At 66.9% G+C, this 22,620-nt stretch carries 26 protein-coding genes and 1 riboswitch; of the genes, 18 read left to right on the top strand and 8 right to left on the bottom strand.

All coding sequences use genetic code 11. The features are described 5' to 3' along the window. Positions 1-37: 37 nt before the first annotated feature. On the top strand, positions 38-1,231 hold the full coding sequence (locus ABIC21_RS04375; RefSeq protein WP_354349192.1) for an AI-2E family transporter: 1,194 nt from the start codon (positions 38-40) through the stop codon (positions 1,229-1,231). Positions 1,232-1,256: 25 nt separating this feature from the next. Beyond that, positions 1,257-2,126 carry a DUF4031 domain-containing protein gene (locus ABIC21_RS04370; protein ID WP_354349191.1) on the top strand — a complete coding sequence of 290 codons (870 nt, stop codon included), beginning with the start codon at positions 1,257-1,259 and terminating at the stop codon, positions 2,124-2,126. Between the two features lie 21 nt (positions 2,127-2,147). On the opposite strand, the gene ABIC21_RS04365 is transcribed toward ABIC21_RS04370, so the two are convergent. After that, positions 2,148-2,660, bottom strand: a complete 513-nt coding sequence (locus ABIC21_RS04365; RefSeq protein WP_354349190.1) for an SRPBCC family protein — start codon at positions 2,658-2,660, stop codon at positions 2,148-2,150. Positions 2,661-2,682: 22 nt separating this feature from the next. Then, positions 2,683-3,096, bottom strand: coding sequence for a YccF domain-containing protein (locus ABIC21_RS04360; RefSeq protein ID WP_354349189.1), 414 nt, complete (start codon positions 3,094-3,096; stop codon positions 2,683-2,685). Positions 3,097-3,228: 132 nt separating this feature from the next. Here ABIC21_RS04360 and ABIC21_RS04355 point away from each other — a divergent pair, with 132 nt between their 5' ends. Next, positions 3,229-3,387, top strand: coding sequence for a hypothetical protein (locus ABIC21_RS04355; protein WP_354349188.1), 159 nt, complete (start codon positions 3,229-3,231; stop codon positions 3,385-3,387). 25 nt (positions 3,388-3,412) lie between these two features. Then, positions 3,413-3,808: a hypothetical protein gene (locus tag ABIC21_RS04350; RefSeq protein ID WP_354349187.1), complete on the top strand. Its 396-nt coding sequence runs from the start codon at positions 3,413-3,415 to the stop codon at positions 3,806-3,808. 15 nt (positions 3,809-3,823) lie between these two features. On the opposite strand, the gene ABIC21_RS04345 is transcribed toward ABIC21_RS04350, so the two are convergent. After that, complete coding sequence (locus tag ABIC21_RS04345; protein ID WP_354349186.1) at positions 3,824-4,369, bottom strand: YceI family protein; 546 nt, start codon at positions 4,367-4,369, stop codon at positions 3,824-3,826. Positions 4,370-4,572: 203 nt separating this feature from the next. Here ABIC21_RS04345 and ABIC21_RS04340 point away from each other — a divergent pair, with 203 nt between their 5' ends. The 9 genes from ABIC21_RS04340 to ABIC21_RS04300 all read left to right on the top strand — a co-directional run bounded on the left by ABIC21_RS04340 (position 4,573) and on the right by ABIC21_RS04300 (position 14,191). Further along, positions 4,573-5,610, top strand: a complete 1,038-nt coding sequence (locus tag ABIC21_RS04340) for a metallophosphoesterase (protein ID WP_354349185.1) — start codon at positions 4,573-4,575, stop codon at positions 5,608-5,610. Between the two features lie 218 nt (positions 5,611-5,828). Continuing rightward, the gene (locus ABIC21_RS04335) at positions 5,829-6,680 is read left to right on the top strand and encodes a glycosyltransferase family 2 protein (protein ID WP_354349184.1); all 852 of its coding nucleotides are present in this window, start codon (positions 5,829-5,831) and stop codon (positions 6,678-6,680) included. A gap of 1 nt (position 6,681) precedes the next feature. Further along, positions 6,682-7,680 (top strand): glycosyltransferase, encoded by a 999-nt coding sequence (locus tag ABIC21_RS04330; RefSeq protein ID WP_354349183.1) that lies wholly within the window; start codon positions 6,682-6,684, stop codon positions 7,678-7,680. Between the two features lie 66 nt (positions 7,681-7,746). Beyond that, positions 7,747-8,847, top strand: coding sequence for a hypothetical protein (locus tag ABIC21_RS04325; protein ID WP_354349182.1), 1,101 nt, complete (start codon positions 7,747-7,749; stop codon positions 8,845-8,847). Positions 8,848-8,857: 10 nt separating this feature from the next. Further along, positions 8,858-10,969, top strand: coding sequence for a glycosyltransferase (locus ABIC21_RS04320; RefSeq protein WP_354349181.1), 2,112 nt, complete (start codon positions 8,858-8,860; stop codon positions 10,967-10,969). After that, positions 10,966-12,846: a hypothetical protein gene (locus ABIC21_RS04315; protein ID WP_354349180.1), complete on the top strand. Its 1,881-nt coding sequence runs from the start codon at positions 10,966-10,968 to the stop codon at positions 12,844-12,846. The genes ABIC21_RS04320 and ABIC21_RS04315 overlap by 4 nt, the downstream gene beginning before the upstream one ends. Continuing rightward, complete coding sequence (locus ABIC21_RS04310; RefSeq protein ID WP_354349179.1) at positions 12,836-13,213, top strand: hypothetical protein; 378 nt, start codon at positions 12,836-12,838, stop codon at positions 13,211-13,213. Before ABIC21_RS04315 ends, ABIC21_RS04310 begins: the two co-directional genes overlap by 11 nt. Continuing rightward, positions 13,210-13,380 carry a hypothetical protein gene (locus ABIC21_RS04305; protein ID WP_354349178.1) on the top strand — a complete coding sequence of 57 codons (171 nt, stop codon included), beginning with the start codon at positions 13,210-13,212 and terminating at the stop codon, positions 13,378-13,380. Before ABIC21_RS04310 ends, ABIC21_RS04305 begins: the two co-directional genes overlap by 4 nt. 340 nt (positions 13,381-13,720) lie before the next feature. Continuing rightward, positions 13,721-14,191 (top strand): polysaccharide lyase family protein, encoded by a 471-nt coding sequence (locus ABIC21_RS04300; protein WP_354349177.1) that lies wholly within the window; start codon positions 13,721-13,723, stop codon positions 14,189-14,191. Here ABIC21_RS04300 and ABIC21_RS04295 read toward each other — a convergent pair. Then, positions 14,181-14,807: a phosphoribosylanthranilate isomerase gene (locus ABIC21_RS04295; protein ID WP_354349176.1), complete on the bottom strand. Its 627-nt coding sequence runs from the start codon at positions 14,805-14,807 to the stop codon at positions 14,181-14,183. The two genes, ABIC21_RS04300 and ABIC21_RS04295, sit on opposite strands and share 11 nt — an antisense overlap. Positions 14,808-15,056: 249 nt before the next feature. Between ABIC21_RS04295 and ABIC21_RS04290 the strand changes: the two genes are divergently transcribed. After that, entirely contained in the window at positions 15,057-15,680 is a 624-nt protein-coding gene (locus tag ABIC21_RS04290; RefSeq protein WP_354349175.1) for a HutD/Ves family protein, read from the top strand. On the opposite strand, the gene ABIC21_RS04285 is transcribed toward ABIC21_RS04290, so the two are convergent. Genes ABIC21_RS04285 through ABIC21_RS04270 form a run of 4 tightly spaced genes read right to left on the bottom strand, consistent with a single transcriptional unit; the run spans position 15,677 to position 19,792 of the window. Beyond that, the gene (locus ABIC21_RS04285) at positions 15,677-16,504 is read right to left on the bottom strand and encodes an ABC transporter permease (RefSeq protein ID WP_354349174.1); all 828 of its coding nucleotides are present in this window, start codon (positions 16,502-16,504) and stop codon (positions 15,677-15,679) included. The genes ABIC21_RS04290 and ABIC21_RS04285 overlap by 4 nt on opposite strands. Before the next feature lie 41 nt (positions 16,505-16,545). Next, entirely contained in the window at positions 16,546-17,472 is a 927-nt protein-coding gene (locus tag ABIC21_RS04280) for an ABC transporter permease (protein ID WP_354349173.1), read from the bottom strand. A gap of 1 nt (position 17,473) precedes the next feature. Next, positions 17,474-18,661, bottom strand: a complete 1,188-nt coding sequence (locus tag ABIC21_RS04275; protein WP_354349172.1) for an ABC transporter substrate-binding protein — start codon at positions 18,659-18,661, stop codon at positions 17,474-17,476. 57 nt (positions 18,662-18,718) lie between these two features. Continuing rightward, complete coding sequence (locus tag ABIC21_RS04270; RefSeq protein WP_354349171.1) at positions 18,719-19,792, bottom strand: ABC transporter ATP-binding protein; 1,074 nt, start codon at positions 19,790-19,792, stop codon at positions 18,719-18,721. Between the two features lie 235 nt (positions 19,793-20,027). On the opposite strand from ABIC21_RS04270, the gene ABIC21_RS04265 reads away from it, so the two are divergent. The 4 genes from ABIC21_RS04265 to ABIC21_RS04250 all read left to right on the top strand — a co-directional run bounded on the left by ABIC21_RS04265 (position 20,028) and on the right by ABIC21_RS04250 (position 22,531). Continuing rightward, positions 20,028-20,768 carry a FadR/GntR family transcriptional regulator gene (locus ABIC21_RS04265; RefSeq protein WP_354349170.1) on the top strand — a complete coding sequence of 247 codons (741 nt, stop codon included), beginning with the start codon at positions 20,028-20,030 and terminating at the stop codon, positions 20,766-20,768. Positions 20,769-20,804: 36 nt separating this feature from the next. Beyond that, on the top strand, positions 20,805-21,515 hold the full coding sequence (locus ABIC21_RS04260) for a cache domain-containing protein (RefSeq protein ID WP_354349169.1): 711 nt from the start codon (positions 20,805-20,807) through the stop codon (positions 21,513-21,515). A 209-nt stretch (positions 21,516-21,724) separates the two neighbouring features. Further along, a riboswitch (guanidine-III (ykkC-III) riboswitch) is annotated at positions 21,725-21,791 on the top strand. Between the two features lie 9 nt (positions 21,792-21,800). Beyond that, complete coding sequence (locus ABIC21_RS04255) at positions 21,801-22,124, top strand: DMT family transporter (protein ID WP_354349168.1); 324 nt, start codon at positions 21,801-21,803, stop codon at positions 22,122-22,124. A 2-nt stretch (positions 22,125-22,126) separates the two neighbouring features. Further along, entirely contained in the window at positions 22,127-22,531 is a 405-nt protein-coding gene (locus ABIC21_RS04250; protein WP_354349367.1) for a DMT family transporter, read from the top strand. The last annotated feature ends 89 nt before the right edge of the window (positions 22,532-22,620 follow it).

The raw sequence follows: 22,620 nt of genomic DNA, 5'->3' as shown, positions 1-22,620 counted from the left end.
AGTAACATGACCATCCGACAGTGGGAGACAAATCAGCATGGGCAGTCCGGAAAAAACAACCCCTTGGGGCGACAGCCTGGGCCGCGCCAGCATCAGGACCGCGCAGGTCCTCCTGCTGCTGGTCCTGACCGTGGTGGTGGTCTACGCCCTGATCCAGGTCCGGCTCGTAGTGATTCCGGCGCTGCTGGCCCTCATCCTCGCCGCCGCGATCGCCCCCTTCGTGCACTGGCTGCGCCGCCGCGGCTGGCCCAGCACCGCCGCCACCACCCTGTCGTTCGTGCTGCTCCTGCTCGCCTTCGGGGCCGTGATCACCGGCATCGTCTTCGCCGTCATGAGCCAGGCGGACGAGCTGGGTAGCAAGGCCACGGAGGGCTTCGACCGGGTCTACGACTTCATCCGCACCGGCCCTATCCCGATCGATGACCAGCAGATCCAGCAGGCGCGCGACGCCGCCATCGACTTCGCCACCAGCAGCACCGTCGGCGCGGGGGCCATTTCCGGGCTCAGCGCGGCCGGCAACTTCATCACCGGCGCCCTGCTCATGGCGGTGATCCTGTTCTTCTTCCTCAAGGACGGCGAAAGCATCTGGGCGTTCATGCTGCGGGCGTTCAAGGGCGAAAAGCTTGTCAAGGCACGCCGCGCCGGGGAACGGAGCCTCAACGTGCTCGGCGGCTATGTGCGCGGAACCTCCATCGTGGCCTTCGTGGACGCGTTCTTCATTGGCCTGGCGCTGGTGATCATGGGGGTGCCGCTCGCGCTGCCGCTCGCCGCGCTGACCTTCATCGGAGCCTTCATCCCGCTGATCGGCGCCACCCTTGCCGGGATCCTCGCGGCGCTCGTCGCGCTGGTCGCCAACGGCCCGCTCGCGGCGCTGGTCGTCATCATTGTCGTGATCGTCGTCAACCAGCTGGAGGGCAACTTCCTGCAGCCGGTGGTGATGGGCCAGGCGCTCAACGTCCATGCCCTTGTCATCCTGCTGGCCCTCACGGCCGGCACCATCCTCGCCGGCATCATCGGCGCGATCCTGGCCGTCCCCCTCGTGGCGGTAGCCTGGGCCGCGATCAAGGCCTGGAACTCCGGGGGCGACATCACTCCCGCGGACATCGCGGAAGCTGAGCATGAGACACGGCTGAACGAAAAGGGCGAGGGCGTGCGCTCCAAGCCGCTCCGTGCGCGGACGCAGGAGGAGCAGCAGTCCGACACCGCGGCCGCTGACGCCAGCCAGGGCTGATCCGCGGCCGGACTAGACTTCCTCCATGGCCATTTACCTGGACCCTCCGCTCTGGCCGGCGCACGGAACGCACTTCTCGCACCTAATCTCGGACACCTCGCTGGAGGAACTGCATGCCTTCGCTGCGGCGGCCGGCATCCCGGACAGGGCGTTCGACGGTGACCATTACGACGTCGCCGAAGCCCGGTACGGCGCCCTCGTGGCCGCCGGTGCCGTCCCCGTCGAGGGACGGGTGCTGGTCCGCAAATTGATCGCCAGCGGCCTGCGGATCCCGGCCCGGCGGCGCAGCAGCTCACTCAAGCTTCCCCTGCTCACGCGCTGGAACGCCGTGCTGCCCGGCCACGACGCGCTCTTTCTGGACCTGCTGGACCGCTGGGGCGAAGAGCACCGGAAGTACCACGGCCGCACCCACCTGCTGTCGGTCCTGGAGGCCCTGGACCTCCTCACCGAGCCCGCCGACCCTCCCCGCACCGTGCTGCTCGCCGCCTGGTTCCACGACGCCGTCTACAACGGCATCGCGGACCAGGACGAGGAGGAATCGGCCCGGCTCGCCGAGGACCGGCTCGCCCACGCGGGCCTTCCCGCGGCCGAGGTAGACGAGGTGGCCCGGCTGGTGCGGATGACTGCCGACCACCAGCCGGAGGCCGGCGACGGCGCCGCCGCCCTGCTCAGCGACGCCGACCTCTCCGTGCTCGGCGGGGACCCGGCAGCCTACGCCCGGTACCTGGCCGCCGTCCGGCAGGACTTTGCGCACATCGGCGACGACGACTTCGCCGCCGGACGCGCCGCCGTCGTCCGCCGGCTCCTGCAGCTGGACCCCCTCTTCCACACCCCGGGGGGCCGGGAGCTGTGGCTGGACGCGGCGCGGCGGAACCTGCAGGCCGAGCTCGGGTAGGCCTAGCAAGGCACCGCGGGGTCAGGGGGTGCGGCGGAGGTGTTCAGACAGCCGGTCGAAGGATTCCCGCCAGCCGACGCCGTGGCTGTCGCGGTTGTCGATCGTGTCGAAGGGGCCCTGGAAGAACGTCATCCGGGTACCGCCGTCGATCTCCTCCAGCTGGAAGGTCACCTCGGTCTCGAAGCCGCGGGTGCCGTCGGGCTTGTCCCAGGCGTGGGTGAAGATGAAGAGATTGGGCGGTTCGATGTCCGTGTGGACGCCGCTCCACCAGTGTTCCTCCCCCGTGCTGTCGCGGACCATGCAGGCCCGGTAGAGGCCGCCGATCTCCAGGTCCGCGTCGATGCTCTCGCGGGGAACATGGAAACCGCGCGGCCCCCACCAGTCCGGTGCCTGCTCCGCATCCGTCAGGGCGGACCACACCCGGGCAATGGGGGCCTGAAATTCGCGGGTGATGACCAGCATGAGGTCGTCGGTCGAAGCGGGGGCAACATCCTGGCCGGACGTTGCCGGAACAGCGGTGACATGCTCGGACATTGCGGTCCTCCTCTGATGGTGGCTAGCGGTATGCCTTGCTGTAGGTCGTCACGAAGGGCCTGTCAGTCGGGACGATCTGTTTGCCCAGGGGCATGAGCGAGACCGGGATGAGCTTGAGGTTGGCGATGGCCAGCGGGATGCCGATGATGGTGATGGCCATGGCGAAGGCAGTCACCACGTGGGCGATCGCTATCCAGATACCGGCGACAAGCAGCCAGATGACGTTCCCGAGGAGGGAGAACAACCCGGTTCCGCCCGGGCGGTCCACCACCGTGCGGCCGAACGGCCAGAGGGCATAGTTGGCGATGCGGAACGACGCGAGCCCCCACGGGATGGTGACGACCAGCAGGCAGCAGATGACCCCGGCCGCGAAGTATCCGAGCGCGAGCCAGAGCCCGCCAAAGAGCAGCCAGATGAGGTTAAGCAATGTCTTCATGGCTCCATTGTCCCCCGCCGGAGGCCGATCCGGCCTAGGGGTTCACCCTGAAGAATTCCTGAAATGTGTCCGGGGACGCGGGCAGCGGGATGCGGGCTTTGCGAACGCGCGAAAGGGCACAATACTGGGAACATGCCTGCACTCCTGAAGATTGCCCTGATCGTTGCCCTCGTCCTGCTGGTCGTCGGGCTTGTTGTGGAGGCCGTCCAGTTCCTGCTCTACGTGGGCCTCCTGGTCCTGGTGGGCGCCGGCATCATGTTCTTCCTGCGCCGCTCGCGCATCACGCGCTGACGCCGCCCGCCCGGGACACGCGCAGATGACAAACATCGGGGACCTGCTCGGCCCCATCCTCGAAGTCATGACGTGGGTGGGCTTCGTCCTGGGCCTGCCACTGCTGGTGTGGGGCTGGATTTCCCGACGGCGCCACTGCGAGTGGGCCGGGACCACCGGCAAGGTGATCAGCGCCGGCGGATTCACGGGCTACAGCTGGACGGACCACGACGACGCCGACCACCGGTCGCTGCTGCCCGCGGCCGAGTCGCACGGCCTGGTGGTCGGGTCCGACGTCGACCTCTTCTACGACGTGTGCCACCCGTCGCGCTGGGGACTCACCCCGCCAAAGCAGGACAATGCCGCCTGGACCCTCGGCTGGATCCTCACCGGGGTGGGGATCGTTTCCACGGTCGGCGGCTTCGTCCTGCTGCTGTTCTGAAAGTTGACCGGCCGGCTACGCCTGCTTCACCATGGCCGCCTCGACACTGATCTTGACCTTGTCGCTGACCAGCAGCCCGCCGGCCTCGAGCGCGGCGTTCCAGGTCAGGCCGAACGCCTTGCGGCTGATGTCCGCCTCCGCGCTGAACCCGGCGCGGGTGGCGCCGAACGGGTCCACCGCGACGCCGGTGAATTCGACTTCCAGGTCCACCGGCTTGGTGACGCCGCGGATGGTGAGGTCGCCGGTCAGCACATAGTCCTCGCCGTCGCCCCTGATCCCCGTGGCGCGGAACGTCATCTCCGGGTACTCGTCGACGTCGAAGAAGTCGGCGCCGCGGACGTGGGCGTCGCGGTTGGCATCGCCGGAGTCGAAGCTGGCGGTCTTGATGCTGGCGTGCAGGCTGGAGTCCGCGAGCGAATCGCCGACATGTGCCTCCGCCGTGGCCTCGTTGAAACGGCCGCGGACCTTGCTGATGCCGGCGTGCCGGACGCTGAAGCCGACTTCGCTGTGGGACATGTCCAGCGTCCAGACGCCGGCGGTCAAACCTTCGGGCAGGGTCACAACGGTCTCCTTAGCGAGGGTGGCGGGACGGACCCGCCGTGCAATCGGGGTATTCCCCCAACCAGCATGCTAACGAGGTCGACCGTACCCGGCTAGGGGCCGGCGACAGCTGGACATCTGGTGTTCAGCCCACCCCGGCGTTAGTCTGGCCTGTAAAAATACCCGGCTTTCACGGAAGCCTGATCCATCCAAGGTGAGGAATCGTGCCCGGTTCACGACGCACACGCGGCAGGTCCAGCGTCTGGGCCGGCCTTCTGGCCCTGATCCTCCTTGTGACGACAGCCTGCGTGCCCGGGCCGCCGGACGATCCCAGGCCGCCGGGTGATGCCGCAGTGCACTTCACAGCCCAGGGGGACATCGGTGTCGGCTCGGGGGCCAAGAAGGTGCTCGACGTCGTCGCGAGCCTCAAGCCACAGCTGAACCTGGCCCTCGGCGACTTCTCGTACAAAGCCGGCCTCGAAGAACAGTTCTGCGACATGGTCACGGGCAAACTGGGCACGGAGTTGCCGTACCAGCTCGTGACCGGAAACCACGAGAGCGACGGGCAGGACGGCGACATCGAAAATTTTGTCCGCTGCCTGCCCAATAAGCTGCCCGGCATGCAGGGGGACTACGGCACACAGTGGTACGCGGACGTCCCGGAAAAGAACCCGGTGATCCGTTTTATCCTGGTGTCCCCCGGAATCGACTTCCGGAACGGGCCGCTCGACTACTCGAGGGGAAGCGAACGGTGGCGCTGGACCGCGGACGCCATTGACGCAGCAAAGTCTGAAAACATTCCCTGGACCGTTGTCGGCATGCATGTCCCCTGTCTCAGCCTGGGTAGATATGACTGCCAGGCGGGAGAGGAATTCACCAACATGCTGATCGAGAAAAAGGTCGATCTGGTGCTGTCCGGCCATGATCACGTCTATCAGCGGTCACATCAGCTGGGAACGGGAAGCCGTTGCCCGGGACTCGTGGCGGCATCCTTCTCCGCGAACTGCCTGACCGACTCCGACAGCAGCATGGTGCAGGGCGCCGGAACGGTGTTCGCAACCATCGGCGTCGGCGGCGTTGGACTCTACGAAATCACGGACAATGATCCTGAGATGGGCTATTTCGCGACGTGGTCCGGCAAGAACCTAAACCCCGCCCTCGGCACGCTGGACGTCAAGGCTACCGCCGGCGACTTGAGTGCCCGGTTTGTTCCCGCCGAGGGATACAGCCTCACAGACTCCTTCCGGATTCAGCGCAAGTAGCTCGGCGCGGTGCCCTGCGCCGGCCCGGGGGAATTCATCGCTCACAAAGTTGAAGCTTCAGGTAAACCCAAGGTTTTCGGAAGGTAAACGGACCAGTATCTAGCTGGGGGAATTTTAACCAATGCTTTCAATTTTCCAGCGAAATGGCTGTACTTTCCCGGTTCGCACTAAGGCCAAACTGTGGTTGGGGCAGCAGAAGTTCCTGAGTGGTGAGGCCGATGTCCATCCCAAATCTTAACCGCAAGATTAGCTCCCAAGCGGCGTCGCCCCAGTCCGGCCCCTCCGTCAGCGTCGTGATTCCCACGCTCAATGAGGCGATGAACCTGCCCTGGGTGCTGCGCCGGATGCCTTCGTACGTTGACGAAGTTGTCATTGTCGACGGCCGGTCCCTGGACAGCACCGTCGACGTCGCCCGGGCACTGCGCCTCGACGTAGTGGTTGTCGACGAACCACGAGCCGGCAAAGGCAACGCGGTGCGGGCCGGATTCGCCGCGGCATCCGGTGACATCATCGTGATGCTGGACGGGGACGGCAGCATGGATCCGCAGGAAATCGGATGGCTTGTCACACCGCTCCAGCATGAATACGACTTCGTGAAGGGTTCACGCTACGTCACGGGCGGCGGCTCGGATGACCTGACCCGGCTGCGGAGTTCCGGCAACCGCGTTCTGACGTGGATCGCCAACGCCGTCCTCAACAGTGACTACTCCGATCTCTGCTACGGATACCTGGCGTTCCGCCGGGAGTGCGTCGACATCCTGGAGCTGCGGTCCGATGGCTTTGAAATCGAGACCGAGCTGATCGTGCGCGCTGCCCGGGCGGGCCTTCGGATCGCGGAGGTCCCCAGCCACGAATTGTGCCGCATTTCCGGGAAGTCAAACCTCCATACTTTCCGGGACGGCTGGCGCGTGCTGCGGACCCTCGCCCGTGAAAGCATCAGTTGGGAGGCCCCTACCGCCGGAGCCCGGCCCGAGGCCCTGCGCCGGGTGAAATACAAGTATCCGAATGTCATGTTGCCGCACATCCCTACCGATCCCCAGAGTGTCCTGGGGCTGGGGTCGGGGGCCTAAGATGTCCCACGACTCAGGGATGCCGACGGTTTCCGTAATTGTCTGCACCTACGCGGAGGAGCGGTGGGAGATGCTGATGGGCGCCCTGGACTCGGTCCGGGCCCAGACGCAGCTCCCGCAAGAGACGATCGTGGTCGTGGACTACAACATGGATCTGTATAAACGGCTCATCTCCACGGTGCCGGACGATGTGATTGTCGAAAACAACGGACCCAAGGGGCTCTCCGGCGCCCGCAATACCGGGGCCGAGCTCGCGAACGGCCAGATTGTGGCGTTCCTTGACGACGACGCCCAAGCCGCCCCGGACTGGCTCGAACGCATGGCGGCCATGTATGACGATCCGGACGTCCTCGCAGTGGGCGGCCGCGTCGAACCGCTGTGGGCGGCGGGACGGCCGGGCTACTTCGCCAAGGAACTGGACTGGATCGTCGGCTGCACCTACCGCGGCCTGCCCAGGGTCGCCGCCGAGGTCCGCAACGTCATCGGCGCGAACATGTCATTCCGCGCCGAAGTCCTGAAACGGGTCGGCGGATTCAACCCCTCGCTGGGCCGCCAGGATGCCGTCCCCCTCGCGTGTGAAGAAACCGAACTGTGCATCCGGGCGGTCATGGGCGCCCCCGGTTCCAGGGTCGTCTACGAGCCTGCGGCGCTCGTCAGCCACCATGTTCCCGCCGAGCGGGGCACGTGGCGCTACATGCTGGCACGTTCGTGGGCCGAGGGCATCTCCAAGGCACAGGTGAGCCGCGTGGTCGGCCACAAGCGTGCCCTCGGCCCTGAACGGCGATACGTCCGGCAGGTGCTGCCGCGGGCAGTCTTCGCCGGGGTCCGCGGCTGGACCCGGGGCAACGACCCGGCGGGCCTGAGCCGGGCGGGAGCAATTATCGCTGTACTCGCGGTCACTGCCGCCGGCTACGTCCGCGGCCGCCGCCTGCCCTCCGGATCCGCGGTACCGGAAACCGGCTCGCCGCCAAAGGACGAGCCGTGGAGGGAAGTTCAGTGAGTCAGGTTTACCCGCCGCACATCCCACAGATTGCCCCGGCAGTCCCAACGTCAGGAAGTTCCCGCTATGAGCCAGTCTGAACGAGACGTCATTGAGCAGTCCGGGGCCGCCAGCGGAGCCGGATTTGATGTCCATGGCGTGGTCGGCATAGAGGTGGCACCCGGAACGCCCGGCGAGTCGCAGCTGCGGGACATGCTCGCCCCCTTTCTGGGCAAATCCTCCGCGGCCAGGCGCCTCCACATCAGCGAAGGGATTTCGCCGGTCTCCGGCCAGTCACACGCCGAAGACGCATATCGCTTCACAGCGGAGTCACTGTACCTCCCCGGGGACCGCGTCCAGATCATCGAAACACCGGACGGATACCGGATCGAGGGCAGCGGTGAGCTGCTGACCGCGGTCATCCCCCTGCTGGACCGGCTATGCGTCCAGGAAGAAACCGCCATGATCCATGCCGCAGTTGTCGATTTCCGCGGCGCGGGAGTACTCCTGCCGGCATGGGGCGGGGTGGGAAAAACAAGCACCGTTGCCAAACTCGTTGCCATGCGAGACGTCCGGTTCATGGCAGATGACTGGGCGTTCCTGGGCGCCGGCGGCATGCTACTGGGATACGCGAAACCAATGTTCATCAAGCCCCACCACCGGGCCATCTATCCCGCACTTTTCCACGGAACGCGCAAACCCTTGGCTCCGGGCTGGCTCACCACCCCCGTCGCGCATCTGGCCACGGCCGTCCATCCCGTCATTGTGCGCTACCCCAAAACCGCCGCGTTCACGAGGCGCTGGAGTCCAGAGCACCGGATGGTGCACCCGGAACAGGTCTTCGGCGCGGAGCGGATCTCATCGGCAGCCCCGGCGCAGCTGGCCATCTTCCTTGAGCGGTTCGACGGCGCTGAAGCACTTCTCGAACCCCGCAGCACCGAGTGGATGACCTCCCGCATCATCGGGAACTTCCATTCCGAACTCCCGACGGTTTCCCGCCGTCTCATAGAGGCCTTGGGCGCGTCGGGGCTCGTCCCCCTGGAAGAGCATTTCGGTGAGAAGGCCGCCGTGGTGCGGCGCGCCCTTGACGGCGTGCCGTGCTCGCTGCTTCGGCTTCCTGTCACGTGGTCCGCGGACCGGACCTCGGACTTCGTCGCGAACGTGGTGCGTTCAAAGCTCGACGGGTGAGGTGGGGGACGTGCTCGAACTTGACGTATCGGTGGTTGTTCCGGCCCGAAACGCCGCCGCCTGGCTGGGCGAATGCCTGGAATCCATCGCCGATCAGGGCCCCCGCGAAGTGATTGTGGTCGATGGATGCTCGACCGATGACACGGTCAAGATCGCCCGCTCCTTCGGTGCTGAGGTCATCTCTGACGAGGGGCGGGGCTTGCCTGCTGCGCGAATGATGGGGGTCCGGAGCGCCCAATGCGATGTTGTCACGCTGATAGACGCCGACGTCATCCTTCCGCCGGGCAGCCTGGCGCGGCTCCTGGGCGAATTTGAAGCGGGCGACTTCGACGGCTTGCAGTTCGGGCTGGCCAGCGAAGCTGACGGGCCCGGATACTGGGGATCAGCCCTGGCCTGGCACCACAACCACAGCAGGGTGCGTTCCTGGTTCGGTGTCTGCGCGACCCTCATACGCCGGGACCTCCTGCTGTCGGTGGGCTTCGATGACTCCTTCCGCTCGGGCGAAGATGTTGAGTTACGGATCCGTCTGGAGAAGGCCGGCTATCGGCTGGGGGTCTCACCCACGACGGTGGTCCGCCACCGGTTTGCCGACACCTTCGATGGCGCCCGCGACCAGTGGGAGCAGGACGGCGCCGGAATGGCCCGGACAATCCGCAAACATCCGGCCAGCGCCGGATGGATGGTGGCGCTCCCCCTGCTGGCCACGGTGCGCGGAATGGGCATGTCCCTTGTTCGCGCACCCCGGTACCTGCCCTACTGGCCGGGATTCCTCATCTACAACTACCGCTCCATGATCGGTGAGATCCTGCGCCCTTCGGGCGGGCCCCTTTCGGTTGGTGGAAACGCTGCGTGGCTCGCAGCAGCCAGGGTGGCCCCGATGGTCACGGGCTTCCTCTTCTGGGCCCTGGTTGCGCTCGTCCTTTCCCCGGCCCAAACCGGGCTGGGGTCCGTAGTGGTGTCGGCGGCGCTCCTGACCGTACAACTGGGCATGTTCGGCGTCGGACCTGCGACGCTGACCCTCCTGCCCGCCGAAACGGACGGCGGCCGCCGCCTCATGGCGACCAGTCTGCTGACTGTCGCGACCTTCACTCTCGCGGTTGCCGCGGGGCTCGCCGCCCTAACCGGATACTTCGGTTCGGGTGTCGGCGAGGCCTGGCACAACCCGCTGGTGACGGTCCTGTTCCTCGCCACAGCCGTACTCGCTGCCCTGGCCTATCAGCTCGACCACATTGGCGTCGCCCAGGAGCGCGCCGACCGGGCACTCTTCCGCAGCATCGTCCAGAGCATCGTGCAGCTCTCGGTACTGGCGCTCGCCTTCGCGTTCGGAATCCACGAACTGTCGGTCGTCATCGGTGCCGTGGCAACCGGCGCGCTGGCCAGTGTCGTGGTGGGGCTGCGCCAGCTCCGCCGCGCCAAGGCGTCCCCCGACTGGCGGCGCGGGCTGCGGCCCCCGAACGCCCTGAAGCTCCTCAGGCCCGGGCTCCCGAACCACGCCCTGATGCTCGCCGACCGCGCACCCGGCTACCTGCTTCCCCTCATCGTCGCCGCCACACTGGGCCCCGCGCCGACAGCCGCCTGGTACATCGTCTGGATGATGGCGACGGCAGTTTTCTTCGTGCCGCAGTCGGCCGGCTTTTCCCTTCAGACGGCCTTGGCCGGAACGCGCTCGCGGCCCGGCCTGGTCTCTTCAGCCATCCGGACCAGCGTCTTGCTGACGGTTGTGGCTGGCGGCCTGCTCATCCTAATTGGCCCCTTTCTGCTCCGCTTCCTGGGACCGGATTATGCCTCGGCCTGGGTGCTCATTCCCATCCTTGTTCCCGCGCTGCTCCTGAGCTGCGTCACCCAGGTGTACTACGGACTGTGCCGGGCCCAAGGGCGCCTCGTTGAATCCACAGCCGTCGCCGGGGTGGCTGCGGCCCTGATACTGGTGCCGGCTGCCGCCGTTGCCCACCAGTACGGCCTCACCGGTATTTCTATGCTGTGGTCCCTGGCGCAGGGAGCGGCGGCACTAATCGCAAGCTGGCGCCTGCTCGTACTGACCCACGCAAAAGCCTCCTCCTCCGCTGCCGTCCAGATTCCTTCGTCGGCGAACCAGGAGCCGACTGGAAAGGAGACACCATGACACACAAATCAGTTGACACCGTACCTATAGTTACCGGGCGGAGCCTGGCGGGCAGCGTGAGTGACCGCGGAGGGAAACCACCGTCCGACAGCGGGCCCGGGACGACGCCCGCGTGGCAAATCGGCGCACTCGCCGCCGTCGCTGCGGTAGCCCTGATCCTCGGAATCTGGGGCCTGGCCAGCGTCGATCCCTTGCAATTTGGAGGTTCCGGCCTGATTCTGGAGCTCCCGCCCATCTATTTCGTGGCCCTTGCTCTCAGCCTCGCCGGATTCGTAGCCTCGCTGAGCCTTCCTCGATTCAATGCGGCCCTCCAGACCTGGCAGGTATTGGTCACGGTGGTACTCCTGCATGGGGCCGACCCGATCATCCACGGCCTCCCGCGGCTGGAGGCAAGCTACCGGCACCTCGGGATTGCCGACCACATTGCCCAGTCCGGCCGCCTGGACCCTACGTTGGATGCGTACTTCAACTGGCCCGGCTTCTTCGATCTGCTGGGAATGCTCGCAGGCGCAAGCGGAGTAAGGGACCTGATGGCTGTGGCGGCGTGGGCGCCCATCGGAGTCAACCTGATCCTCCTGGCGCCGCTGCTGGCCTTGGCAACACAGCTGACGGCCCACCGCCGCCAGGCCTGGGCAGCCGTCTGGCTCTTCTATCTGACCAGCTGGGTCGGCCAAGACTATCTGGCGCCGCAGGCCTACGCCTTCATACTCCTCCTGGTCCTCGTTGCCTGCATCCTCAGTACTTTTACCGGGTGGGCATGGCGGACCGACCGGAACCGCTTTTCCACTGGGCTGGCGCGGATCGTCGGCAAACTGGACACTGCCATCCCGCAGGGAGGCCTGCCCGGTCCGTCCAAGCAAGATAGTGCCGTCCTCGTCGTGGTCTGTGCGGTACTCCTCGTTGCGATGACGGCGTCCCACCAGCTGACTCCCTTTGCGGTAATCCCCCTTCTGGCCGCGTTCCTGCTGACCGGACGGCTGCGGCTCCGCTTCCTGCCGGTGCTGGCCGTGGTGCTCCCGGTGGGGTGGCTGGTGTTTGCGGCATACGCGTACCTGGCGGGTCACTATGACAAGCTGTTCGGCTCCTTCGGAGACATCGGCGCCAACGCCTTCGGCAGCTTGAGTTCGAGGGTGTCCGGCAGCGACGCCCATATGTTTGTCGTCTACACGCGTCTGGCCGAGGTGGCGGTGCTGTGGATACTGGCTGTCGTGGGGGCTGTCGTCGGCTGGCGGCGCGGGACGCCGTGGCTAACGGCCGCGGTCGGCGCACTCGCGTCATTGGTCCTCATCCCGATCCAGCCCTACGGCGGCGAGCTGCTGCTGCGGATCTTCCTCTTCAGCCTGCCGTTCGCGGTATGCCTGGCCGTCCTTCCGCTGATGTCGGACAAACCCACCGGCCCGGGTCTGAGACGCGGCATTGCCCTCTTCCTGCTGGGGGCTGTTCTCGCCACAACCACGATCGTTTCCCGCTACGGCAACGAAGTTATGGAGAGCTTCACTCCCAACGAAATCGCTCTGGTGAACCACCTCTATGAGACCGCACCCGCCGGTTCCGTGCTCATCGAAGGGGTGCGCAACACGCCGTGGAAGTTCCAGCACTACGCCGGGTACGACTACAGGGCGCTGGTTCCCGTCGCGCCCCGGCCTGATGCAAGCCCGCTGACGTGTGATGCCGCCAACAAGATAGCCGCGCGTTCCGGGGCCTACCTCATTGTCACGGAGAGCCAGATGCACGCGGCAGAACTCTTCGGTGCAACACCGGCAGGGGACCTGCAGAACTTTGTCGCGACGTGCGGCAACAGCCCTGGCTGGGTGACAGTTTTCAAGAACGAAGATGGCGTGATCTTCCATATTGAAGGAGTTAGAAATGGCAATTGAACGCCGGTACGTGACCTATGCGACGGCCGCCGTCGCCATAGCCGCCGTGCCGCTGTCATTTTTCGGTCCCGAGGGCCTTCGACTGGCCGTCATCGGGCTGCTGATGCTCGCCGGTCCGGGAACGGCCCTGGTCCTTCTGCTCCGGTTCGGCCCTCCGCCGTCCGGGCAGAGCAGCGGGGCGCTTCCCCTTGCCATCGCGGTGGCAATTGCCTTCAGTCTCGCGATGTCAACACTCGTCTCGACAGCAATGATCTATGCACTCTTCTGGTCACCCCCGGCCGGCGTGTGCTTCCTGGCCCTTCTCACCCTCGGTCTGCTGGCACTCGAGGCCAAGCGGTCGCGGGGCTTGTTGGCAGGTGCGAAATGATGGTCTTCCTGACCGGGCTGGCCGCCATCACCGCGCTCGTGACGTGCGATGTATTGCGGGTATTGAATCCCGAGAAACAACTCCCGCGGGCCGCTGTATATGCGACGGCTGCTCTTCTTTCCGTCATAGGTCTCTCGGTAGTAGCGCAGCTGATGCGCCTTCTCTGAGCGGCACCAGCCTGCCCACGCCGCTGGGCCAGCCCGCACACATCGGATTACACCACCAACTGATACTGAGAGTGAATTAATGAGAACACTGAAAGCACTCAGCACGGCGGGGACCCTCGGGTTGCTAGTCGCCGGTAGCCTGGTTTTTGGTTCCGCTCCGGCGGCTACCGCTGCAATCTGCGAGCCCTCACCGTCAAACTCGTTTCCGGGTACCACCGTATTGGACACGAGCTTTGAGTCCGGCGGTTATTGCGGCCTCGTTCCAAAGGTGGGCGGGAACGGCACGGTTTCCATCTCGACCGCCCTAAAAAAAACCGGAACCAAATCGACAAAGCTGCACGTGACCGACACTTCCGGCTCCCTGGCAAACCTGTCCATGCCCTTCACCACGACCACCAAGACGGCGTACGCCGACGGCTGGTTCAACATCACCGCCGCAGGCAATACGGGCAGCAATGTTCCGTATTTCCGCTTTTTCTCCGGCTCAACCCGGATTGCCGACGTCTACCGCTACAACAACAATGGGCAGCTGTGGCTGCGCGTCACCTCGCCCACCGGGGCGTTCGTTTACACGAAACTGACCGCCGGAAGCGTCTCCATGAACGCCTGGCATCGAGTCGCCATGCGCGTCAGGACGTACGGCTCCCAGTCAACGATCCAGGTGTGGTTGGACAATTCGCTGAAATACTCCAGCACAGCGGTCAACATGAATGCCACAACCTTGAGCAAGGTTCAGCTGGGGGCCGAGCACAGCCGGCAGAAGGGCGATGAGTACATCGACGACGTAATCATCAAGCGGCTCAGCTATTAGGACCGCGGGTCGGGGCGCCCGTTGACCTGGCGGCGATCACAAACGCATGGATCTTGTCGAGGTCCTTGACGCCCCGGGCCGATTCAACCCCCGAGGACACGTCAACCCCCCAGGCTCCGGACTGCACCGCCGCGTCAGCAACATTGGCCGGATCCAACCCGCCGGCCAGCAACCAGGCCCGGCCCGCCAGCCCCTTGGCGCGGACCGAGGCGTAGTCCCAGGCCTCGCCGGAGCCGGGGACGGCGGCGTCGATCAGGAGCAGGTCCTCGCCCCAGTCCGCGAACGCCTCGGGCGCGGCGGACATGGTCACGGCCCGGATGAGCTTGAGTCCGGCGTCGTGCACGGTGCGCACGTCCGCCGGCGTGCGGTCGCCGTGGAGCTGGACCCAGCCCAGCCCGGCCTCGCGGGCCAGCACGACGGCGTCCGCCGCGGCTTCGTGCCGGAAGACGCCGACGGCGGGGAGACCGCCCGGGACGTGGGCCAGGAGTTCCCGTGCCTGCGCCGGCGTCACTGCGCGGGGGCTGCGGGTCAGGACGAAGCCGACGGCGTCCGCCCCGGCTTCGGCGGCGGCCCGGACCGACTCGGGGGTGCTGAGCCCGCATACCTTGACGAACATTCGGCTCCTTCTCCGGTGTTTACCCTGTTTCTGCCTCCGACGTTAGCAAGGACCGTGGCAAGCCGGCGCCCCACCGGCCCCCGAGGTGAGATTTGGTGCCCATACTCGTCCAGAACATGGGCGCGAAATCTGACCTCGGCGCCGGTGGCAGTGGCAGTGGCAGTGGCAGCGACGGGACACGGGATGACGTTACCGGCCGGCGCTGCGGCGTCCGGAACCCGCGGGCGGCCCGGCCGCTAGGGTGGAGGGATGGAGATCATCCGCTATGCCGAGCTGAAAGCCCACCCCTGGCGCAATGGCGGCGGGGTGACCCGCGAACTGGCCAGCCATCCCGCGGCCGCCCCCGCGCACGCCCCGGGAGCCGGCTGGGACTGGCGGGTGAGCATCGCCGACGTGTCCAAGGCTGGCGACTTCTCGGCGTACCCCGGCATGGACCGTGTCCTCACGGTGGTGGAGGGCGAACTGCTGCTGCTGAGCGTCGACGGCGCCGAGCACCCGCTTGAGAAGTTCCGTCCCTTCCGTTTCTCCGGCGACGCCGCCGCATCCGGGGCGCTGCCCACGGGCGACATCCGCGACCTGAACGTCATCACCCGCTCGGGCGTGTTCAAGGGCTACACGTCCATCATCGAACTCTCCAAGAAGCGGGCGCATCCCGTGTTCGAGGGCCAGTTCGGGATCCTGTTGCAGGGCCAGGCGGCGGTCGCTTCCGGCACCGGCGGCGCGGAGCCCGCCGCGGGCTCCGCCGGGACGCAGGCGGCAGAGCCTACGACGCTGAACCGTTACGACGCCGTCGCCGGTTCCGATACCGACACCCCCGAGATTCTGGGCCGCGGCTTCCTGGCCGTCGTGTCGATCGACCGCGTCGCGGATTAGCCCTCGGTCACCTTCACCCGCGTGGCGCCGATGCCCACGGAGTCCTCGGACAGCCGCTGTGCGAGCCAGATCGGCACGATCGAGACGACGATCAGGACGACGGCGACGACATTGACCACCGGCGCCTGGTTGGGCCGGAAGAGGTTCTGCAGGATCCAGATCGGCAGTGTGGTGTCCCCCGCGCCGATGGTGAACGTGGTCACGATGATCTCATCGAAGCTCAGCGCGAAGGCCAGCAGGCCGCCGGCCAGCAGGGCGGAGCGGAGCTGCGGGAACGTGACCAGCCGGAACGTGGTGAACACGCCGGCGCCCAGATCCGCGGAAGCCTCCTCCAGGCCGCCCTGCATCCGGCGCAGCCGCGCAATGACGTTGTTGAACACGGTCACCATGCAGAAGGTGGCGTGCGCGATCACGACGGTCCACATGCTCAGCGAGACGCCCAGGATCGTGGTGAACATGTTGTTCAAAGCGATGCCGGTCACGATGCCGGGCAGCGCGATCGGCAGGATCACGAGCAGGCTGATGACGTCCCGGCCAAAGAACTTGTAGCGCAGCAGCGCCAGCGCCAGGAGTGTCCCCAGCACCAGCGAAATGATTGTCGAGACCGCCGCCACCCAGAGCGAGGACACCAGGGCCTCGCGGACGCCGGTGGAATCTAACGCCCGCCCCCACCATTCCAGCGTGAACCCCTGCGGCGGCCAGCCGAACGTCCGGTCCGCGTTGAAGGAGTTCACCACCACCAGCAGCAGCGGAAGATAGATGAACAGGAACACCAGCGCGGTGACGACGCCGAGGATGACCTTGGCGCTTCGGGAAAGTCTCATGGTGCTCCTGCCGCCTGTTCGGGGCTAAACGCCGCCACTGCTCACAGGCTGTTGAGGGCGCCGGAGCGCCGGACGATGAAGAGGTACAGCGTGATGATCGCGATCGGGACCAGCGAGACGGCCGCCGCGAACGGGAGGTTGTTCGCGGCCCCGACGTTCGCGTAAACCACGGTGCCGAGCATCTGGGTGGTGCCGCCGACGATCTGGGCCGTGATGTAGTCCCCCAGCGAGAGCGAGAACGTGAAGATCGTCCCGGCAATGATGGAGGGGACCAGCAGGGGAAACATGACCAGGCGCATGGTGGTCAGCGGTTTCGCACCCAGGTCCCCGGAGGCCTCCAGCAGCGAATCCGGTACCCGGTCGAATCCCGCGTAGATCGGCAGGATCATGAACGGCAGCCAGATATAGGCCAGCGTCAGGATCACCGCGGTTTCGCCGTACCCCGGGGACTCCAGCCCGATCGGCGCCCCCAGCCACTCCAGCAGGCCGCCGTCGGCAAGCACGTTCCGCCACGCGTAGGCCTTGACGAGGTAGCTGGCCCACAGCGGCATCAGCACGGCCACCACCATCAGCTTCTGCCAGCGGGGGCTGGCCACCTTGGCGATGAAGAACGCCATGGGCAGCGCCAGGACCAGGTCGATCAGGGTCACGGCGATGGCGATCCACAGTGTCCGCAGGGTGATCCGCTGGTAGACCGGATCCGTCAGGACCGTCACCACGTTCTCGGTGGTCCATTCCGTGGACACCTTGCCGGTGAAGGTGTCCACGGTCCAGAACGCGGTCACCAGCAACGCCGCGAGGGCGGCGATGTAGACGAGCACCAGCCAGCCGGCGGGAGCGGTCACCAGCCCCGCCAGCCGCAGGTTCGGCGAGCGGTGGAGCAGCGCCGAAAACCTGTGGGGCTTGGGAGGCGGCACGACGGCGGCCGGCGGCGCCCCGGGGACCGGGTGCTGCGTCTGGAGCGTCATGTCAGCCCTTGATCTCCGTCCAGGCCTTCGTCCACTCCGAGTAATCCGTGCACTTGACGTCCGTGCGGCCGTCCAGGCATTCGGCCACCGGGGTGGTCCAGTACCAGATCTGCTTAGCGTAGGCCTCGTCACCGGAGTGGAAGGTCTCGCAGTGTGCCTTGTCCTTGGTCAGTTCGCAGGCCTTGGGGTTGGCCGGCGATTCGCCGAAGTACTCCGCCACCGCCGCATTGGCCTCGGGGCTGGCGATGTAGTCGAGCCACAGGTAGGCGCAGTTCTTGTTTTTGGAGTCCGAGCCGATCATCCAGGTGTCCGACCAGCCGGTGGCGCCCTCTTCGGGGAGCAGGGTCTTCACTTTGGTCCCGTTCGCCACGGCGATGTTGGCGCCGACCTGCCACGTGGTGCCGACCACCGTGCTGCCGCTGGCGAAGGCTTGGACCTCCTTGACGACGTCGCTCCAGTACTCGCCGATGTGCTGGCGCTGCTGCTTCAGCAGGTCCACGGATGCCGCGAGCTGGTCCTTGTCCAGCGCGTAGGGGTTCTTGATCCCGAGTTCCGGCTTGTGGGCCATCAGGTACACGGCGGCGTCGGCAATGTAGATCGGCGAGTCGTAGGCGGTGACCTTGCCGCTGTGCTGGGCGGCGTCGTCGAACACGGCGCGCCAGGAGGTGGGTGCCGGGGTGACGGTGTCCTCGGAGTACATCAGCAGGTTGGCTCCCCAGCCATGGGGCATCCCGTAGTTCTTGCCGTCCACGGTGTTCCAGGCCTTGTCCTTCAGGAACGGGTAAACGTCGGCGTAGTTCTTCAGCAGATCCATGTTGACGGGCTCCACGTCGTTGCCGGCAACCAGCCGCAGGGAGGCGTCACCGGAGGCCGAGACGACGTCGTACTGGCCGGTGCGCATGAGTGTCACCGCTTCGTCCGAGGTGCCGAAGGGCTTGAAGCTCACCTTGCACCCGGTCTGGTTTTCGAAGGGCGTCACCCAGTCGACGGCGGGGTCGTTGCTGCCGTCCTCGGCGTAGCCCGGCCACCCCAGGATGGTGAGCTGCCCCTCGCCCTGGCCGATTTCAGTTTTCACCGGCTGCGCGGACGGGCTGGCCGATCCCCCGCCGGTGGTGCCGCAGCCCGCCAAAGCGAGCGCTGCCGCCGCGGCCACCCCGACCACGAGGGAGGCCCTAGTCCTTGTTGCCATGATCGTTACCTTTCGTTGTGGGGGTGAAACTGGGTCCGCCTGGGAACTACTGAAGCTTTAGGAGCCGGCGGGCGGCAGCCAGACGGCGGCGTCGTCGTCCCAGCTCACCGTGACGCGCCGGTCCACCAGTTCGGCGTCGCCGCCGGGCAGCGTCTCCGGCGCGAGGACGACGACGGCGGGACCGTCGTCGAGCTGCACCCGCACCTGGGTGGCGTGCCCGACGTAGACGAGGGCGGTGACGGTTCCGGGCCGGGAGGTGACGCCGGCGCGCGGTTCCGGCGCCGCCGTCCAGGAAAGGCGCAGCCGTTCCGGCCGGATGCAGACCTGCTCCGCGCGGCCGTAGAGTTCCTGGGCCTGGGTGGCGTCGAAGATATTGGAGGTGCCGACGAAGTTGGCCACGAATGTCCCGCCCGGGCGTTCGTAGATCTCGTGCGCCGTGCCGATCTGTTCCAGGCTCCCGTTGTTGAAGACACCGATCCGGTCACTCATGGTCAGGGCCTCCTCCTGGTCGTGGGTGACGAAGATGAAGGTGATGCCGAGCGAGCGCTGCAGTTCCTTGAGTTCCACCTGCATCTGCTGCCGGAGCTTGAGGTCCAGGGCGCCGAGCGGCTCGTCCAGCAGCAGGACCTTCGGCTGCACCACCAGCGCCCGGGCCAGTGCCACCCGCTGGCGCTGGCCGCCGGAGAGCTGGGCGGGCTTTCGTCCGACGAACTTCCCCAGCTGCACGCGTTCCAGGGCCTCGCGGGCGCGCTCCTGTCGCTGCCTCCTGGGCATGCCCCGCACGCGCAGGCCGTAGGCGACGTTGTCGACAAGGGACATGTGCGGGAACAGGGCATAGTCCTGGAAAACGGTGTTGAGGTCCCGTTCGAAGGGCGCCATGCCGGTGACGTCCTTGCCCTCGAGCTCGATGCTTCCGGAGGTGGGCAGCTCGAAGCCCGCGATGAGGCGCAGGACGGTGGTTTTGCCGGATCCCGACGGCCCGAGCATGGAGAAGAACTCGCCCTGGCGGATGTCCAGGTCAAGGTTGTTGACGGCGACGGTGTCCCCGAAGACCTTGGTCAGGTTCCGCAGGCGGATCGCCGGCACCGCGTCCGTTTCCGCATGCGTTCCGGCGGCGAGCGTTTCGGTCATGGGGTGCGCCTAACTCCGTTGCCGGATCGTCTTAGATGCGACACAGCAGGATGTGATCCAGGACACAACGGGCTGCTGGCCAAATACTATTACTCCATAGGTTTTGTGTATAGACCCCTGCGAAAGCCCGGATTAGGATGGCATCAACCGGGCGCCAGCGGCCCCAGCGCGCCGGCTCCCGGATGCCAGGGCCAGGTGCCGGGGACACGACGCCAAAACTGCGAGGGAGGCCGGGATGCTGCTGACACCGCAGGGCGCCTCCCGCAGCCTCGCGGCCGTGTTCACGCCGATCAGGTCACGGGGCCTGGTGGACGAGGTGTGCGGCCGGATCGAGCAGGCGGTGGAAACCGGGTTGCTCACCAGCGGCCAGCGGCTGCCCAACGAAACCGAACTCGCCGCCGCCCTGGGCGTCTCTGCCGTGACCGCCCGCGAGGCGCTGTCCCAGCTGAGGACCGCGGGCATCATCCGCACGGCGCGGGGACGCAGCGGTGGCAGCTTCATCGCCGATGACGTCCTGCCCTCCCGGGAACGGGCCCTGGACCAGTTGCGGGATCTGACCCGCCTCCAGATCAGCGACCTGGGGCTGCACTATCAGGCCATCGCCGCCGCCTGCGCCAGTGTCGCGGCCCGGCGCTCCGACGCCGCGGACGTGGCCACGCTGCGTTCCTTCATCCCAACGGCGGAGGCGGATCCGCCGCACTGGCGGCTGGCGCTCTCCGAGTTCCTGCTCGAGGTGGCCGCCATCGCCCGCTCGGCCCGGCTGGCCCGGGAACTGATCCGGCTGCAGGCCGACCTTGGTACCCTCACGCTGCTGCCCTGCGGCGACGCCGGCTACCGCGAAACGACCGCCGGGCTCCTCGGGGACGTCGCGGCCGCCGTCGAGGCCCGCCAGCCGGCCGCCGCGGAAGCCGCGGTGAAAGCGCTGGTCGCCGCCACCACGGACTGGCTGCTGACCGAGCAGTCCAAACGCTACTGACCATCCCGGTTCCTTCGAGCTAAGGCAGCGACCCCCATGTCTGAAACCACCGCCTCCATAGACACCACCACCCTGCGTGCCGGAGAACTGGACGCTGCCATCACCGGGATCGAGGACCGGCTTGCTGCGTGGGCTGCGGACACGGGAACCGCCCTGGCCGCGCTCTCCGGCAAGGTCACCGGCACCGCCGTGGACAAACTCATCCGGCCGGTGGTCGAGGAACTGGTCAGGGCTCCCGACGGATACGTGGCCGGCGCAGGATTCCTTGCCAACGCCGGGCTGCTCGGGCCCGAGCGCAGCTACATCGCATGGTGGCAGGGCGAGGAGCTGGAGCACGTGGACGCCCTCGCCAACTTCAGCCCCAACTCCATCAGCCGCTATGTCAAGTCCGAGTGGTTCCGCGTCCCGGTGAAAACCGGGCAGGCCCATGTAACCGGGCCGTATGTGGATTTCCTGTGCACGGACGAATACGTCCTGACCTTCACGCACCCGGTCTTCTGCCGCGCGGACGGTCCCGTGGTGGGCATCGTGGGGATGGACGTCACCGTGCAGCGGCTGGAGCGCGGCGCCATGCCTGCCCTGCGCCGGATCGGCGAACGCGCCACGCTGGTCAACCCGGACGGCCGCGCCATCGTCTCGGCCGCCCCGGACATCGCCGCCGGGGACCTCGCCGCCGCGGCGGAGGGCTGCAGCGTCCATCCCGTGGGCCGGAAGTTCCGGATCTGGAGCGGCGCCACCGCGCTCTGACCCGCGCCCCCTCTCATCGAGTGCCCCGGAACCGCCGTTATGGACCCTCAAAAGGGCGGTTCTGGAGCACTCGATGGTGGGGCGCACCCCGGGACGGTTCCCTGGCCGGACTTGCGAGACGAGGGGGCCGGGTGGGGAGCGCCCTGCAGTGGGTCTTCGCCCATCGTTGCGTGGATTCGCCTCGGCGCAGGGGCGTTGCTAGGCTGGAATCAAGGCCCTGCCTCAGGGACCTCCGGACGACGGTTCAGTACCCGGCACGCGACAAGACTGGCCACAGGAGCTGTCATGTCGTGGTTAATTCTTATTCTTTCAGGCTCGCTGGAAGCCGTCTGGGCCGCCGCCCTGCACCGGACCGCGCAGGCCACGGGCCGCCGCCGGATCGCGCCGGCCGCCGTCTTCCTCGTTTCCGTGCTGGCCAGCACCGGCGGACTCGCCATCGCCATGCAGTCCATCCCGACCGGCACCGCCTACGCCGTCTGGGTCGGCGTCGGCGTGGTGCTGACCTCCGCCTACGCCATGATCACCAAGGTCGAGCCCGCGACGGCGGCGCGGATCCTGCTGCTCGGCGGGATCGTGGCGTGCGTCGCCGGCCTGAAGCTGGTGGCGTGACCATGGCTGCGAACCGCACACCGAACCCGGCAACTAAAGCGCCGGCCGCCACCCTGGCATGGCTTATCCTGCTCGCCTCCGCCGTGCTGGAGGCGGTCTGGGCCACGGCCCTGGGCCTGTCCGACGGGTTCACCCGGCCGCTGCCCACCCTCGTGTTCGCCGTGACGGCGACCCTCAGCATGGCCGGGCTGGGCCTGGCCGTGAAAAGCATACCGCTCGGCACGGCCTACGCCGTCTGGGTGGGGATCGGCGCGGCCCTGACGGTCGGCTGGGCGATGGCGACCGGCGTCGAGCCCGCCAGCCCGCTGAAATTGCTGTTCATCGCGGGGATTGTGGGCTGCGCTGCCGGGCTGAAGCTGCTGCCGGCCGGGAAATCCGCGGCTTCCCCGGCGCTCCCGCCCAGTTAGTCCGCGTCCGGACGGGTGATCCGGGGCGACACGCCGTGGCTGCGGGCAGTCCGCCGGAAGTAACTGGGCTGCAGCGTTGGAATACACCG

This window comes from Pseudarthrobacter sp. PvP090 (assembly GCF_040547365.1).
Taxonomy (GTDB): domain Bacteria; phylum Actinomycetota; class Actinomycetes; order Actinomycetales; family Micrococcaceae; genus Arthrobacter.
This window is presented reverse-complemented; position numbering and strand designations above follow the sequence as displayed.

Bases quoted from the DNA above. Each gene is read 5' to 3' on its own strand.
- ABIC21_RS04350 (WP_354349187.1), top strand. From the start codon at position 3,413: ATGACAAACATCGGGGACCTGCTCGGCCCCATCCTCGAAGTCATGACG.
- ABIC21_RS04305 (WP_354349178.1), top strand. From the start codon at position 13,210: ATGATGGTCTTCCTGACCGGGCTGGCCGCCATCACCGCGCTCGTGACG.
- ABIC21_RS04335 (WP_354349184.1), top strand. From the start codon at position 5,829: ATGTCCATCCCAAATCTTAACCGCAAGATTAGCTCCCAAGCGGCGTCG.
- ABIC21_RS04360 (WP_354349189.1), bottom strand. From the start codon at position 3,096: ATGAAGACATTGCTTAACCTCATCTGGCTGCTCTTTGGCGGGCTCTGG.
- ABIC21_RS04275 (WP_354349172.1), bottom strand. From the start codon at position 18,661: ATGGCAACAAGGACTAGGGCCTCCCTCGTGGTCGGGGTGGCCGCGGCG.
- ABIC21_RS04285 (WP_354349174.1), bottom strand. From the start codon at position 16,504: ATGAGACTTTCCCGAAGCGCCAAGGTCATCCTCGGCGTCGTCACCGCG.
- ABIC21_RS04295 (WP_354349176.1), bottom strand. From the start codon at position 14,807: ATGTTCGTCAAGGTATGCGGGCTCAGCACCCCCGAGTCGGTCCGGGCC.
- ABIC21_RS04280 (WP_354349173.1), bottom strand. From the start codon at position 17,472: ATGACGCTCCAGACGCAGCACCCGGTCCCCGGGGCGCCGCCGGCCGCC.
- ABIC21_RS04330 (WP_354349183.1), top strand. From the start codon at position 6,682: ATGTCCCACGACTCAGGGATGCCGACGGTTTCCGTAATTGTCTGCACC.
- ABIC21_RS04365 (WP_354349190.1), bottom strand. From the start codon at position 2,660: ATGTCCGAGCATGTCACCGCTGTTCCGGCAACGTCCGGCCAGGATGTT.
- ABIC21_RS04270 (WP_354349171.1), bottom strand. From the start codon at position 19,792: ATGACCGAAACGCTCGCCGCCGGAACGCATGCGGAAACGGACGCGGTG.
- ABIC21_RS04265 (WP_354349170.1), top strand. From the start codon at position 20,028: ATGCTGCTGACACCGCAGGGCGCCTCCCGCAGCCTCGCGGCCGTGTTC.
- ABIC21_RS04290 (WP_354349175.1), top strand. From the start codon at position 15,057: ATGGAGATCATCCGCTATGCCGAGCTGAAAGCCCACCCCTGGCGCAAT.
- ABIC21_RS04355 (WP_354349188.1), top strand. From the start codon at position 3,229: ATGCCTGCACTCCTGAAGATTGCCCTGATCGTTGCCCTCGTCCTGCTG.
- ABIC21_RS04370 (WP_354349191.1), top strand. From the start codon at position 1,257: ATGGCCATTTACCTGGACCCTCCGCTCTGGCCGGCGCACGGAACGCAC.
- ABIC21_RS04375 (WP_354349192.1), top strand. From the start codon at position 38: ATGGGCAGTCCGGAAAAAACAACCCCTTGGGGCGACAGCCTGGGCCGC.
- ABIC21_RS04325 (WP_354349182.1), top strand. From the start codon at position 7,747: ATGAGCCAGTCTGAACGAGACGTCATTGAGCAGTCCGGGGCCGCCAGC.
- ABIC21_RS04310 (WP_354349179.1), top strand. From the start codon at position 12,836: ATGGCAATTGAACGCCGGTACGTGACCTATGCGACGGCCGCCGTCGCC.
- ABIC21_RS04315 (WP_354349180.1), top strand. From the start codon at position 10,966: ATGACACACAAATCAGTTGACACCGTACCTATAGTTACCGGGCGGAGC.
- ABIC21_RS04255 (WP_354349168.1), top strand. From the start codon at position 21,801: ATGTCGTGGTTAATTCTTATTCTTTCAGGCTCGCTGGAAGCCGTCTGG.
- ABIC21_RS04250 (WP_354349367.1), top strand. From the start codon at position 22,127: ATGGCTGCGAACCGCACACCGAACCCGGCAACTAAAGCGCCGGCCGCC.
- ABIC21_RS04260 (WP_354349169.1), top strand. From the start codon at position 20,805: ATGTCTGAAACCACCGCCTCCATAGACACCACCACCCTGCGTGCCGGA.